The organism is Oceanipulchritudo coccoides, assembly GCF_010500615.1.
In the GTDB taxonomy this organism is placed as follows: Bacteria; Verrucomicrobiota; Verrucomicrobiia; order Opitutales; family Oceanipulchritudinaceae; genus Oceanipulchritudo; species Oceanipulchritudo coccoides.
The window spans coordinates 861,429-874,577 of record NZ_JAAGNX010000001.1 but is presented as its reverse complement, the minus strand read 5'-3'; the positions used below and the strand labels follow the sequence as shown (position 1 = coordinate 874,577).

The following is a 13,149-nucleotide window of genomic DNA, read 5'->3' as shown; positions in this document are numbered from 1 at the left end:
ATCGAAATTTCGAAAGTTATGACCGGGCTTGAGGCCAGATGCGAAGCGTCAGGAAGGTGAAAATCTCATCAAGATAAAGTCCGTGATAAAGCAATGCGTGCAGGCGCTGGACTGCCGGCGTGCGAGGATTCAAGCGAATCCACATCAGCAACCCATAGGTCAACAGAAAGGCTACCAAAACAAAGCCGACCGCCACAGGAGATGGTTTTCCGAGCGGTATCAACGGGGCATACCATTGAGCGAACAAGTGGTGCCAGGTAAAATACAGGCCACTCATGCCAATCGATATCCCGGCAAGGAGTGCCCATGAACGGAACTCGCGCAAGGCCAGCCCCTCGGCAAGCACCGTGGCCGTGGCCACGGCAAGAATTGTTCCGATTGCCCAGATTGCTGGCTCGTGGGCTGGACTGACACCAAATAGCCAAGCCACAAGTGTGACAAGGACTAGTGCAAGCGCCAGGGCCCCAACCCAGTGGACTGGACGGGATTCCTTGCGGGGATCCACGGAGAGCTTTTGCAGGGTTTCCGTGACCGTCCTCCCTGCTCCAAGAAAGGACCATGCCTTGTACAGTGAATGTGCTACCAGATGCAGAAGTGCCAGGGAGTAGGCACCCAGGCCACACTCCATCAACATAAAACCCATCTGTGCACAGGTTGACCAGGCAAGCATCACTTTGATGCTGATCCGGGTCATCATGATCATTCCGGCAATGACCGCACTGGTCGTGCCAAACAGGATCAGGAGCCACTGCGCCAACTCAACTTCCATGATAAGCGGGGAAAAACGGATCATCAGAAAGCCGCCAATATTGATGACGCCGGCATGCAGAAGCGCTGAAACCGGAGTTGGGGCCTCCATGACCTGGATCAACCAGCCGTGAAAGGGCAATTGCGCACATTTGAGGACTGCTGCCAATACAAGCAGAATAGAGGCTGTCTGCACAGAGCCGGGCAAATTGCCCGTCATGCCGGTAATCTGACTCAGGATGATCCCAAGATCAAAAGTCCCGAACTGCATCCCCAGTAATGCAAAACCACTCACCAGGAAAAGGTCCCCGGTTCGGCTGATTAGAAACTTCTTGTGCGCCGCCAGCATCGCCGCCGGCCGCTCGGGATAAAAGGTCAGCAGGCGGTGCAGGCAGAGGCTGGTTCCAATCCACGCTCCCGCCAGCAACATCAGGTGGTTCGCTGAAACCAGCACCACCACGCAGCTGACCGTGCCCAGAAACCAGCGGGTGAAACGTCCCTGGCCGGGATCACCGGCAAGATAGTTCCGGCTGTACCGGAATATGATTAAGGCGATCAGGCCGATCAGGCCGAGCATCGTCACGCTCAGGCTGTCCAGCCGGATCAATCCCCATAGATTTGTTCCATCCATTTCCATTGAACGCCTACTATAGGGAATAATTGACATTAAGTATAATATATTATTTTGTTTATTTGGTTCTATTTTATCGAACTATGAGACGGCTCAATTACCACCACCTGCACTACTTCTGGATGGTTGCCCGGCAGGGCAAGCTCACCGAAACCGCTAAATTGCTGAGCATCTCCCAATCGGCCCTCTCGATGCAGATCCGGCAGCTCGAGGAAGACCTTGGACATAAGCTCTTCCACCGGAAGGCGAGGAAGCTTGAACTGACCGAGGCCGGACAGATCGCCTTCTCGCATGCCGATGATATTTTCCGCCGCGGCGATGAACTGAGGACCCTCCTCGTCGAGGGACAACAAACGGACCTTCAGCATGTCCGTATTGGTGCCGTCGCTACACTTTCAAGAAATTTCCAAGAGGCCTTTGTCCGCCCGATCATTGACCGCGAGAACGTCCACCTTGTCATGCAATCCGGGCGGTTGGAGGAAATGCTTTCCCGTCTGGCCACCCACTCGATCGATCTCCTGCTTAGCAATGTTCCTGTGCAGGGAGACGAGGAACATCCCTGGCGAAGCCGCCTGATCGCGCGCCAAGCCGTGAGCGTTATCGGACGAAAGGAAAAGCGGAAGCGGGCCTTCAGGCTACCGGAGGACCTGCACGACTGCCAAGTGCTCCTGCCAGGTCAGGGAAGCGAGATCCGGAATGCCTTCGAACTTCTTTGTGAGCAATGGGAGGTCCATCCGCGGATCCTCGCGGAAGTCGATGACATGGCCATGCTGCGCCTGCTGGCCCGCGATTCAACCGCCTTCGCGATCATGCCCAAGGTCGTTGTGCGCGATGAAATCAACAGCGGTTTCCTGGTCGAGCATGCCACCCTTCCCGGCGTATTTGAGAATTTCTACGGGGTCAGGGTACGACGCCACTTTGAATCGCCCATCATTCGTGAACTGATGCGCCGACCGGCTGAGGACTTTCTTAACCCGGATATTGAATGAAGCCGCTCGCTACGGAACGAACTTAAAGATGACAGGCGCTTCCACTGTATCAAGAAGTCGGTCCATGTCTCCATCGAACGTCTTGGTGACTGGGTTTCCGTTACGCCCCAGGCCTTCAAAAACACCGGCATCAACCAGATCCCAGATGACTGCCTTGGCCTGACCCTCGTTTGTAAAGAGTCCGAAGTGGCTTTCTGATCCATCGGGGGTCGAGCTCTTCCATGGCTCGTTGAAGGCTTGGAAGTAAAAACAGCTGATGCCGGCGGAATCCGTCCATTCACGCATCGCATCATGAAATAGCTTGGACGTGTATTCATCGGCAACCTTCGTGCCTTCAGGTCCGTAGTGCGAATCGTCGCGTGTCGCCCATCCGGTCTCCCCGATATGGATCTGCTTGTGGATCCCGTTCTCCGTCATGTAAGCGCGGGCTGCCTCCAGCTCGCTTTTCTGGTGGGCGATGGATCGCGCGACAGCGCGCTTGCGCTGTTCAACAACAGGCAAACCAGCATCGCCTTCAACAGCCCACTCGAAGGTCGGCTTGTAATAGGAATCGTGGAAAGCATAGGTGTGCAGGGAAACATAATCAACAGCGCGCAGAAGCTCCAAAAGGTCGTCGTTGTGATAACTTTCCTCTCCACCAAGGGCTGCCCAGTTGTCCGATGTCGTGATCCACAAATCCTTCGAAAGTCGCCCGTCCGCGCGTGCCTCGCGCAAGACATTCACCCAATTCAGGATAATTCCCGGGGCCACATGGTGCGGCTGCCAGGTCACCATGGCCTCGTTACCGACGGCAATGATTTTCACTACCTCCGGATAGGCCTGAGCCAGCTCGATCGCCCGCTCAATCTCGAGCCGGTTAAATTCCGTATCGCCACGGGAGTGGTCGGCACTGTCACTGTAGACGCCTGCACATTGGATCCATGCCCCCAGCATTACATACATCTCAAAATCAGGATCCTCCTCCCGTAATTCCTCGATCGCTTGTAAGGTGTGCGCCACCTGCGGATACCTCTGGGTGTTGTAAGTCCGGAAAATCCGGATCCCCATCGCATGGATCAGGCGCAGATCCTCTTTCAGTTCCTCCACAGTGGAGGCAAGCTCATCTGAACGCTCTGTGGTCCGCCAGGCGGAAAAACTGATCGCCCGGTAGTCAGGATTGCCAAGGATTTGCGCTGCTGTTACTTCAGCCCGGTCGCTCCGTCCGGAAGTGGCACAACCTCCAAAAAACAGGCATGCCAGCGCTAACAGGGTAAGATATAATAAGGAGACTTTCATGGCTTTTGTCTTATCGGATTCAGAGACAAAACTCGTCCCCAAGCCCGATTTTCGTCAATACAATAATCTGCGATTGCGTGCAATTATTGTGGGAGGTTAATATCCCGGTTTACCGGTTGTTCCGGACAAATCCTGTCTTAGCCCAGTGGATTCGGCACCTGTGAGGAATGATGGTGCAGAATCGGCGCTTCCTTGGACAGGTCAACAATTATACTGAAGCGCGCCTCGAAGGCCGTCTCTTTTCCGTGAAGCAGAAAGTGCCAGGTATAGAGGCCACTGACCGAATGCAGGCTCTCACATAGTTTCTGTTTGATGAGCGGATCCCTGCTCAAGTCCACCCTTAGGCCTTCGCGGCTGCTCAGTTTCTCAAAGTAGCCCCGAATGCCTTTGGGCCTGCCAAGAAAGCCAGCGCTGAAGGTCGGCTGAAGGATGGCCTCCCTGTTGTATAGAGCCAGGACGCCTTCCGCGTCACCGGCATTCACCAGATCCAACCAGGCGTGAAGAAGGGTTTCCGAGGTATCAAACATGGTCATAGCGAGCTTGCCCGTTTTCTACAGTTAGATTGGAAAGGGTCAAGGCCCCAGGATTCGAGATTCGCGGAAATAATTGGAAAACCTTCAGGACAGACTCTTGATCAAACGCCAATCAATTTGGACATGTTGAAAATGTCATTGGCGTTGCCTTTGAAAAGAGACCCATCACGTTTAAGCCCATGAAGATCACGCCGGAATCAGCATCAATCGGCTTCATTGGGCTTGGGGTCATGGGGCGCAGCATGGCGGCCAATCTCATGAAGACGGGCTACCAACTTCACGTGCACACGCGAACCCGGGACAAGGGACAAGCCCTGATTGAAGCGGGGGCCCAATGGCACGATTCGCCAGCCTCGCTGGCACGAGTTTGTGACGCGATAATCACGATTGTCGGCATGCCGGAAGACGTCGAATCGGTCTATCTAGGCAAGGATGGACTTATTGCCAATTCCCGCCCAAGGACGCTGCTCATTGACATGACAACGTCCAGTCCCGCCCTTGCAAAACGGATCTTTGAGACCGGTCAGGAGAAGGAGCTGGCCTGTCTGGACGCGCCGGTGAGTGGGGGGGACATTGGGGCCAGGAATGCGAAACTTTCCATCATGGTCGGAGGGGAGGAAGACGCTTTTAATACCGCCCTGCCCCTGTTTGAGACGATGGGGGCAAATTGTGTGCGGCAAGGCCCCGCGGGGAGCGGCCAGCATACCAAAATGGCCAACCAGATCGCCATTGCCTCCGGCATGCTCGGGGTCTGCGAGGCGATGGCTTATGCAAAGCAGGCCGGACTCGACCAGGAAACGGTCCTCAAGAGCATTGGTAGCGGAGCCGCGGGGAGCTGGTCCCTGAGCAACCTCGCCCCGCGGATGATCGCGGGTGACTTTGCCCCCGGGTTCTATGTGAAGCACTTCATCAAGGACCTGCGGATAGCCATTGAATCCGCAAAGGACCTGGGCCTCGAGGCACCGGGGCTCGAACTGGCCATCCGCATGTATGAGAAACTGGCCGCAGAGGGAGGCGAGAACCTTGGCACGCAGGCGCTGTATCGGCTCTACCAGGGTTAGTGAGTACGGATTGAATTTCATTCCCTCTCAGATTGCAAAAAAGGGCCCGATCATTTACGACCGGGCCCCGTCAATCCAGATAATCCAGGTGGAAAGAGAATTATGGGGCAAGCGAGATGACGGTCACACCCACTTGCCGATAGAAGATTTTTTCACCCGGAGCAAGGGAACCGACATTGGCCGTGATGTCCGCGCCGGCACCTGTCCATGTCCGGTTAAGCGATGTCCACGGAGCCGCTAAAGTTGCGCTGGACTCGACGGAATAAACCCGGCCAAGTTCACCAAACCAGCCAATTTGAAGAGTCCCTGCGATATCCTGTATGGAATCGATGGATTTGGTATCAGCTGTGTCGTACGTGATCGCGAAGGCTGAGTAGTCGCCCGGTGTTTGTGCAACGCCATCAATGGTGATGAGTCCGGCGTCGATAAAGCCCTGCAAGTCGGTTGTGTAGTCAAGGCCGGCATTGACGACAACCAGTTTGCCCGTGCTGCCAGCTGGGAAATTAAAGGCATGCGTGCCGCCATTCGTTGTGTAAACGAGGCTTGAGCAAACAGCCGTCCCGCCGGAAAGATTATAGGTACCGCCACCGTTGTTGTTGGAGCCTACACCAAACTGGAAGCCAACCGAGGGAACGCCGACTGTTCCAGCAGTCTGATTGAAGATCCCATCGCTCTTGCGCCCGAGAAGCAGGCTCAGTCCGCCAGGAATAAAACTACCACTGGAATTCCAGTTGATCTCCGTGGCAGGCTGGCCGGTGTCATCCCGTCCAAGGGCAATCGCTCCACCAGCTGTCCAAGTGGATGCTCCGCTGAACGTGATCAGCGCGTTGTCGAGGCGAAGACCCGCTGAATCGTAGTGGGCATTTTGAATGAAGTTCGTGGTGATACCGTCAAGTATGCTCAGGTCTCCACCGCCTGTGACAACCGTGAAGCTGCTACCAACTTGAGCGGTATCTCCTGAAACAGGAACGACTCCACCAACCCAGTTAAGGGCGGAAGCCCAATCGTGGTCCTCGACAAACACACCAGGATTGCCGATTGGATCTGGTTCAAAATCAGGTGCCAAGTCATTAAATACGATCGGTGGGGGCCCGGGGAATCCGGCAAAACTAATGGATGTTTCAGTCCCCGAATAGACAATATTGAAAAGGGCGTAATTCCCGGGATACGCGGCCCCGTCAACCGTGATCTTGCCCGAGTCAATGAAGCCTTGTAAAGCTGCCGTGTAATCCGCTCCGCCGTTTGCAACGACAAGGGTTCCTGTGCTGCTCGGGGGGAAATTAAAGGCGTGTGAACCGAGATTCGCGGTGAAGACCAAAGTCGAAGCACTTACCGTACCGCCCCAAAGATTATATGTTCCATTGCCGGAATTTCCGGCCCCGGATCCGAACTGAAGGGGGACAGTGGCCGATCCGACTGTGCCGCCAGTCTGGTTAATTGTCCCGTCGCTTCCCTCACCAATCACGAGTGCCGTCGGCGTGAATGTTCCCGTTGAGATCCAGTCAAGGGTTGCTGATGTAGCCCCTACGTTTTTTCCAAGTGTGACAGTCACCCCGTCGTTCCATGCGGATCCCTGACTAAAGGTGACAACCGCATCGTCAAGATCGATTCCCGACGAACTGAGAATGGCTGTTCCTGAAATATTTGTAGTGACACCGTCAAGCACATCGACATCGCCGCCACCGGTCACAACCGCGTAGGCCAATCCGACATTCGCAATGTCACCTGTTGTCGGCACAACGCCGGAGTCCCAATTCAACGGGCTTGTCCAAAGGCTGTCCGCCACTTCCCCGTCATTGAAATTGACCGGTGCGGGACCTGCATATCCTGACAGGCTAACCGTTGTATCGGTGCCTGAATAAGCGATTGTGAAAGCTGAGTAATCACCGGGCGTTTGCGCGACTCCAGCAACTGTGATGTTCCCAGAATCGATAAACGCTTGGATGGCGTTCGTATAATCCAGCCCGAAGTTCGAGATAATCAGCTGGCCTGTGCTGCCGCTGGTATAGTTGAAAGTTTGAGCTCCAAGGTTTGCCTCAAAAATCAACTCGAGACCGACCGCGGATCCGCCCGATAGATTATAAGTTCCAGAACCAGAATTGAGAGCACCTGTCCCAATGCGGATCCCGACCACGGGATCACCGACCGTCCCAGTTGTCTGGTTAAGTGTGGCATCATCAACCCGCCCAATAAGCAAATTTGTGCCACTCGGGGTTAATGTCCCCGTTGAATCCCAATTCACGATAACCGATGAAGTTGCTCCATCACGCCCAAAGGCAAGGCCACCAGAGGCTACCCAGGATGAGGAATCACTAAAGGTAAGGACCGCATCATCCAGTCGAAGGCCCGCACTTGAATAAGTCGCGCTTCCCGAAAAATTCGCAGTCAGCCCATCCAGCAAATTGAGATCGCCTCCACCTGTTTCAACCAGGAACGTCCCACCCACATTCGCCGTGTCACCAGCAACCGGCAGCCCGTTGTCCCAGTTCAGGGCAGATGACCAGCGGTGATCCATTACAAAGACACCAGGATTCCCGATTGGATCCGGCTCGTAGTCCGGCGCAAGGTCATTGAAGTTTGTCGTGACTTGCCCAACCAGGGGCTGGACAAGGAATAAAGCGGCGCAAAGGCCAACCATCGGGGTAAACGGGTTTTTCATGATTTTTGAGTAGGGTTGGAGAATGTGGTTCGTATTCCCACTGAACAACAGCCGGAACAGTTACATTTACGCAGGTACAAATACGGATAGTCAACAATATTTTTGATTTTTGTCTGATTAAACAAACAGATATCAGATTATAAAGTAAAACGGGCACACAACAGCCTTGGCACAGTAAAAAAGAGCCCGTTTCAGAGGTCGACGGGGAGCTTGTTTCAGACGCGCTGTAGCGCTGGAAACCTGAAGGGAATCAGTCCTTGTTGATGTAGGCGAAGCGGCGGGTCACATTGGACTGCCGGTGAGCAAGCCATTCGGCCGGGACCCATCCCGGGTCGAGCTTGAAAGTGTATCCACGGCCGGAATCGTGGAGCAATGTAATCGTGTTCAGAATCAGGGCGGCCTCCTCAAGCGACTTGGCCTGCTTCAGGCAATCGGTCAGGACAGGACGAGGATCCTCAAGACCGGTCAGCGCGAGGAATTCGGCGGACCGCATGCGGACAAGATTGTCTGGGTCGCCTGTTGCCATTTCACGGGCCCTGCCAGCAAATGATTCCGCCTCCGTGCCAAAGCTGCTGCAGGCGATAAGGGCCCAATAGCGTTTCAGCGGATCCTTTGACTCCAAAGCCCTGGCAAGGCCCTTACGCGCCTTCTTGAATGGCTTCAGGCTGAGATCGGCGGTGCCCACGAGGCGCGCAATCTGCTTCTTCTTGTTCTGCCCGTAGGCGCTGGGATCGTTGGCGGCTTCCGCAAACAATACCGGTTCGGGAATAAAACTGAGATCGGGCATGGACTTGACCTGCTCCTGCAAGGCCTCCCGCATCGATTTCAGGACTTCCCGGTATTTCCGATCGCCGGCCAGGTTCTTCAATTCAAAGGGATCCTGGTCGAGGTCGTAGAGGGCTTCCACCGGGCGTGCCTCAAAGAATTGTGCCTGTTCGGAGGTCAGCTTGCCCGCTTTGTAAAGCTCGCGCCATTCTTCATAGGCCAGCATCTGGAAGCGGTAATTATTCTGCAGGCCGTCCACATTGAACGGCTGGTAATTACGCATATATTTGTACTGACCTTTCCGGATGGCGCGGACCATGTCATACTTCTCGTCGAAGCGGTCGGCATAACTGAAAACCGTGTCGCGGGACTCCAGCTCGTCATGATTGACGCCCTTGCCGAGGAAGGGAAGGCCATCCATCTGCCCGGGAACGTCAACACCGGCAAGATTCAGGACGGTCGGGGCAAGGTCAACAAACTGGACAAAACCGTCCACACGCGTTCCGGCCTCGACCGGAAACAGGTCCTTCCACTTTTCCGGGACATAGACCACCATGGGCACATGCAGCCCGCGCTCATAAATGTACCCCTTGCTCCCGGGCAGAACCCCGCCGTGGTCGCCGTAATAGAAAATGATCGTCTCCTCCATCAGGCCGTCCTTTCTCAACGCCTCTATGAATTCCCCGATTTCCCGGTCCAACTCCATGTGCAGATCCCGGTATCTGGCGTTGGTGTAACGGAAGGACGCCGTATCCGGATGTATTGGAAAAACAGCGACAGTCTCCGGATCGGTGACAGTCGGCTGCGACTCCATCTCTTCCCTTTTGAAATGTAGCTGTCCCTCATGAGTTGCCCCGTAATTCTGCACATGAAAAAAGGGCTGGCCGGGCTTCCGGTTGCGGTAGGAAGCCTTTCCGGATGAATCATCCCACACGTCGTTTCCCTTGATGAAGTTGTAATCCTCCTTGCTGTTGTTGGTCGTGTAGTATCCGGCGCGTCTCAAGTAGGCGGGAAACATCTCCAGGCCCTCCGGCAGCGGGACGAGCACGGACCTCCGGTGAAACTGCGTGAACACGCGCGGCCCATAGCACCCGGAGATGATCGAGCTCCGGGCGGTCGAACAGACCGGGGAATTGGCAAAGGCATTGTTAAAGACAATGCCCTGTTGGGCCAAACGCTCCACATTCGGCATGGGCGCCCCACCCTCGTCATACAACCGGAGGTAATGCGTCGAATTGTCCTCGCTTACCAGCCAGACAATGTTGGGCCGTTGGCTTTCAACCGTTGACGCCTGAAGAGGATTTGCAATGAGCGCTGTAATGAGCACGGCGATCATCGGCAAGATTTGGCAGGGTGTTTTCATAATACGGTCGGAAATGATCTCGAGTATTCTATTGGGGTGTGGACGTCTGTATCACGAATGGCTTATTTTCTTTGCGGTCTATCCGCGCTGGAGACTATGCTCCACTCTTGGATCTCGTCAGTCCAGAGCGGCGCTTCTTCTTTCGGAAGAAAGGCCGACATGCGCTCCTTGACGGAGGCAAAATCCGGATTGTCGGCGAGATTGGTCCATTCATCCGGATCATCCAAATGGGCATAGAGCTCCTCGCTCCCGTCGAAGTAACGGATGTAGCGGAAATCTGTATCGCGAATGGTGTAGTTTCCCCTGCCCCATGTGCAAATGGAAGGGCCGGCCACCGGGGCAGACGGATCCTTCAACTGCGGGACCAGGCTGTATCCATCCACGTATTCAGGAGTCTTGTTGCCGATCAGCTCGGCGAGCGTTCGGTAAATGTTGATCAGGGAAACGCCGTCCTTGACGGTCCGGCCTTCATCCGCGCAATGCTCGCGGGTATCCCAGATGATGAACGGGACGTGTGTCGTGTCTTCCCACAGGGCGAACTTCCGAAAGTGTCCCTTTTCCCCAAGCGCATACCCGTGGTCGGACCAGAGGACAACAATCGTGTTATCCGCGTACTCGCTCTCCTCAAGCGCCTCGAGAACTCTTCCCACATTGTAGTCCACCCATGAAATACAGGCCAGATAAGCCCGACGGACCCGGTCCCACGCATTGTCCTGGTTGAACTGATTATTGTCCCGGCGCTTGATGAAGGACTTTCCCACCCACGGAATATCGTCAATGTCGTCCTCCAGAATCCGCGGAGGATCAACCGGATCCGGGTAGAGGTCGAAGAAGTCCTGCGGAGCAAGGAACGGCAAATGCGGTTTTACAAGTCCCACCGCGAGGAAGAAGGGCTTCTCGTGCTTTTTGGAAAGCACCTCCACCCCGTAGGTCGCAACCTTGTGGTCGGGATGTTCCTCGTAGGGATTCAAGGTCGGCCCAAAGGAGGTTTTAAAGTCCCCGCCCACCTGGTAAAGCTGCTCCATGTCCATTTTCAACTTGTGTCGCGTCGGCTTGTGATAGTCTGACCACTCCTGCGGAAACTCCCTTGATCCGTGGTGGATCTTTCCCGCACCAAAGGTCTCGTAGCCATTCTCCATCAGGAATTCCGGAAGGCTGGTATACTTCTCAATCAGCTCGTCGTGGATGGAGTGTCCGTAGAAGGCATAGAGGCCCGAGTTGAATGGCTCCACGCCGTAGAGGATGGCATTGCGACTCGGAGAACATCCGGGGGCCGGACACTGGGCATTGGGAAAGTTCACGCCCTTCTTCGACAGGCTGTCCATGTTCGGCGTGATGGCCTGCGGGTGCCCGCCAAGAAAACCAGTCCAGTCGTTCATGTCATCGATAGCGATCATCACGATGTTGGGCGGCCCGCTGGCCTCTGCAAAGGCAAGTGTTGAAAGACCAAGGAAAAAGGCGGCCCCTATCGCACTCTTAAGGTTCAATGTAAGCTGTTTTTTCATGATTCAATTCTTTCGAATAGGTGTTACAGGAAGGGGAATTTCAGTCGGTTGATCGCAGGCTTAGCATCTTCTCATGCAGGGACTTCTTCAGGTCCTCGTGCTCGGGAAGTGTGGCCAGATTGTTCCATTCATATGGATCGTTGTTGTGGTCATAGAGTTCTTCATCGCCATTGTTGTAGCGGATGTAGCGCCAGCGCTCAGTCCTCAGTGACCAGTGCTGCCTGTCGGGATTCCATTTGTCGTCGCCTTGGAGGCCTGCCCAGATCATCGAAATCGCGGCCTCGGGGCCTTCCCATTCACCGCAGGCTGGATCTTCAAGGAACGGCCGGACACTGAAGCCATCCAGAGGCGCTCCCTCGTCATTCTTGCGCGTGTCGCCCTCAAGACCGCAAAGGTCAACCAGGGTCGGATAAAGGTCGATCAGCGAAATTGGCTGCCCGGCAACCCCTCCAGCCTTCGCCACGCCAGGCGCCCGGACAATAAAGGGGACCCGGGTGCTTTCCTCCCATGGGGAATTCTTGAAGAGATAATCCTTTTCACCCATGTTCCAGCCGTGGTCGCTCGTCACGATTATGATCGTATTCTCCTTCAATCCACTGTTGTCGATGGCGCTGATGACCTGCCCGATACAGTCGTCGACAGCCTTTACCGAAGCGAGGTAAGCTTGTGTAAAGGCCCGCAAAGCGGCATCAGTTGTCGGGTAGGACTCGTTGAGGGTGCGGAAATATTTAAGGCCTTTCTGGTTGTCATCAAATACATCTTTGTAATGGGTATCCTCGGCATCACCCGGCTTGACCACTGGCAGGATGATTTCATCCTGGGGGAACATGTCGTAGTATTTCTTCGCTACATGCAGGGGTGTGTGCGGGCGAATGAAGCCCACGGCCAGGAAAAAGGGTTTACCATTCTCGTCCTCCGCAAAGTCGCGAATGCGTTTCTCCGCCCAGACGGCGTTCCGCTCATCCGGTGTCAGGTCCTTCTTCCCATCCTCCAAGTAGTGGAACGGGGTGACATCCTTGCCCCACTTGCCATAGATCCAACCACTTGTGGGATCCTCATCATCGGCAAATGGCACATCCTCGAGGGCGGCAAATGATCCATCAACAGGTCCGTTCCCGCCAAAGGGCATTGGAACGGATGGATGGGCCACCCGGTCGGTCCCATTGTAGGCGAATGGACCGTAATCGGTATCGTGGCCAAATTCACTCCAGACATCACGCTTTGCATGGTGCATCAACTTGCCGGAACCGAGCACGTGATACCCGTTGTCGCGGAAATGCTCCATGATGGTCTTGGAGTTTTTAAGAACCGGGTTCTCAAACCACTTGTTCCAGAAGAGATTCCCCGAGGTATGCGCGTAGATCCCTGTCAGAAAACTTGAACGGGAGGGAGCACAAACCGGGTTATTGCTGTAGGCGCGTTTAAAGGCGACCCCTGAATCCGCAAGACGGGCCATATTCGGGGTCTCCGCTTGGGGATGGCCGCCAAAGCCGGTCACATAATCATTGAGGTCATCACAGACGATGAGGACAACATTCGGATGATCCGCTGCGGCGAACGCCTGGAGGATTGATCCAAAAAGAAGGGTGATAATAAGGAATGCTTTCATGATTTTATAATT

The 13,149-nt window shown here is 54.9% G+C and carries 9 protein-coding genes; 2 read left to right on the top strand and 7 right to left on the bottom strand.

Annotation, left to right across the window (positions count from 1 at the left end):
* Positions 1-16: 16 nt before the first annotated feature.
* The gene (locus G0Q06_RS03485; RefSeq protein WP_163962503.1) at positions 17-1,414 is read right to left on the bottom strand and encodes an NADH-quinone oxidoreductase subunit L; all 1,398 of its coding nucleotides are present in this window, start codon (positions 1,412-1,414) and stop codon (positions 17-19) included.
* 47 nt (positions 1,415-1,461) lie between these two features.
* On the opposite strand from G0Q06_RS03485, the gene G0Q06_RS03480 reads away from it, so the two are divergent.
* A complete protein-coding gene (locus G0Q06_RS03480) occupies positions 1,462-2,367 on the top strand; it encodes a LysR family transcriptional regulator (RefSeq protein ID WP_163962501.1) in 906 nt (301 codons plus the stop codon).
* Between the two features lie 9 nt (positions 2,368-2,376).
* Here the strand turns inward: G0Q06_RS03480 and G0Q06_RS03475 are convergent, their stop codons facing one another.
* Positions 2,377-3,642, bottom strand: coding sequence for a glycosyl hydrolase family 17 protein (locus tag G0Q06_RS03475; RefSeq protein ID WP_163962499.1), 1,266 nt, complete (start codon positions 3,640-3,642; stop codon positions 2,377-2,379).
* 137 nt (positions 3,643-3,779) lie between these two features.
* Positions 3,780-4,169: a DUF4440 domain-containing protein gene (locus tag G0Q06_RS03470; RefSeq protein WP_163962497.1), complete on the bottom strand. Its 390-nt coding sequence runs from the start codon at positions 4,167-4,169 to the stop codon at positions 3,780-3,782.
* A gap of 185 nt (positions 4,170-4,354) precedes the next feature.
* On the opposite strand from G0Q06_RS03470, the gene G0Q06_RS03465 reads away from it, so the two are divergent.
* The gene (locus tag G0Q06_RS03465) at positions 4,355-5,236 is read left to right on the top strand and encodes an NAD(P)-dependent oxidoreductase (RefSeq protein WP_163962495.1); all 882 of its coding nucleotides are present in this window, start codon (positions 4,355-4,357) and stop codon (positions 5,234-5,236) included.
* Positions 5,237-5,336: 100 nt separating this feature from the next.
* Here G0Q06_RS03465 and G0Q06_RS03460 read toward each other — a convergent pair whose 3' ends face one another.
* The 4 genes from G0Q06_RS03460 to G0Q06_RS03445 form a co-directional block, all read right to left on the bottom strand.
* Entirely contained in the window at positions 5,337-7,895 is a 2,559-nt protein-coding gene (locus G0Q06_RS03460; RefSeq protein ID WP_163962493.1) for a beta strand repeat-containing protein, read from the bottom strand.
* A 250-nt stretch (positions 7,896-8,145) separates the two neighbouring features.
* Positions 8,146-10,023: a sulfatase-like hydrolase/transferase gene (locus G0Q06_RS03455; RefSeq protein ID WP_163962491.1), complete on the bottom strand. Its 1,878-nt coding sequence runs from the start codon at positions 10,021-10,023 to the stop codon at positions 8,146-8,148.
* Positions 10,024-10,085: 62 nt separating this feature from the next.
* Positions 10,086-11,528 (bottom strand): sulfatase, encoded by a 1,443-nt coding sequence (locus G0Q06_RS03450; protein ID WP_163962489.1) that lies wholly within the window; start codon positions 11,526-11,528, stop codon positions 10,086-10,088.
* Positions 11,529-11,568: 40 nt separating this feature from the next.
* Complete coding sequence (locus G0Q06_RS03445; protein ID WP_163962487.1) at positions 11,569-13,137, bottom strand: sulfatase; 1,569 nt, start codon at positions 13,135-13,137, stop codon at positions 11,569-11,571.
* Positions 13,138-13,149: the final 12 nt, after the last annotated feature.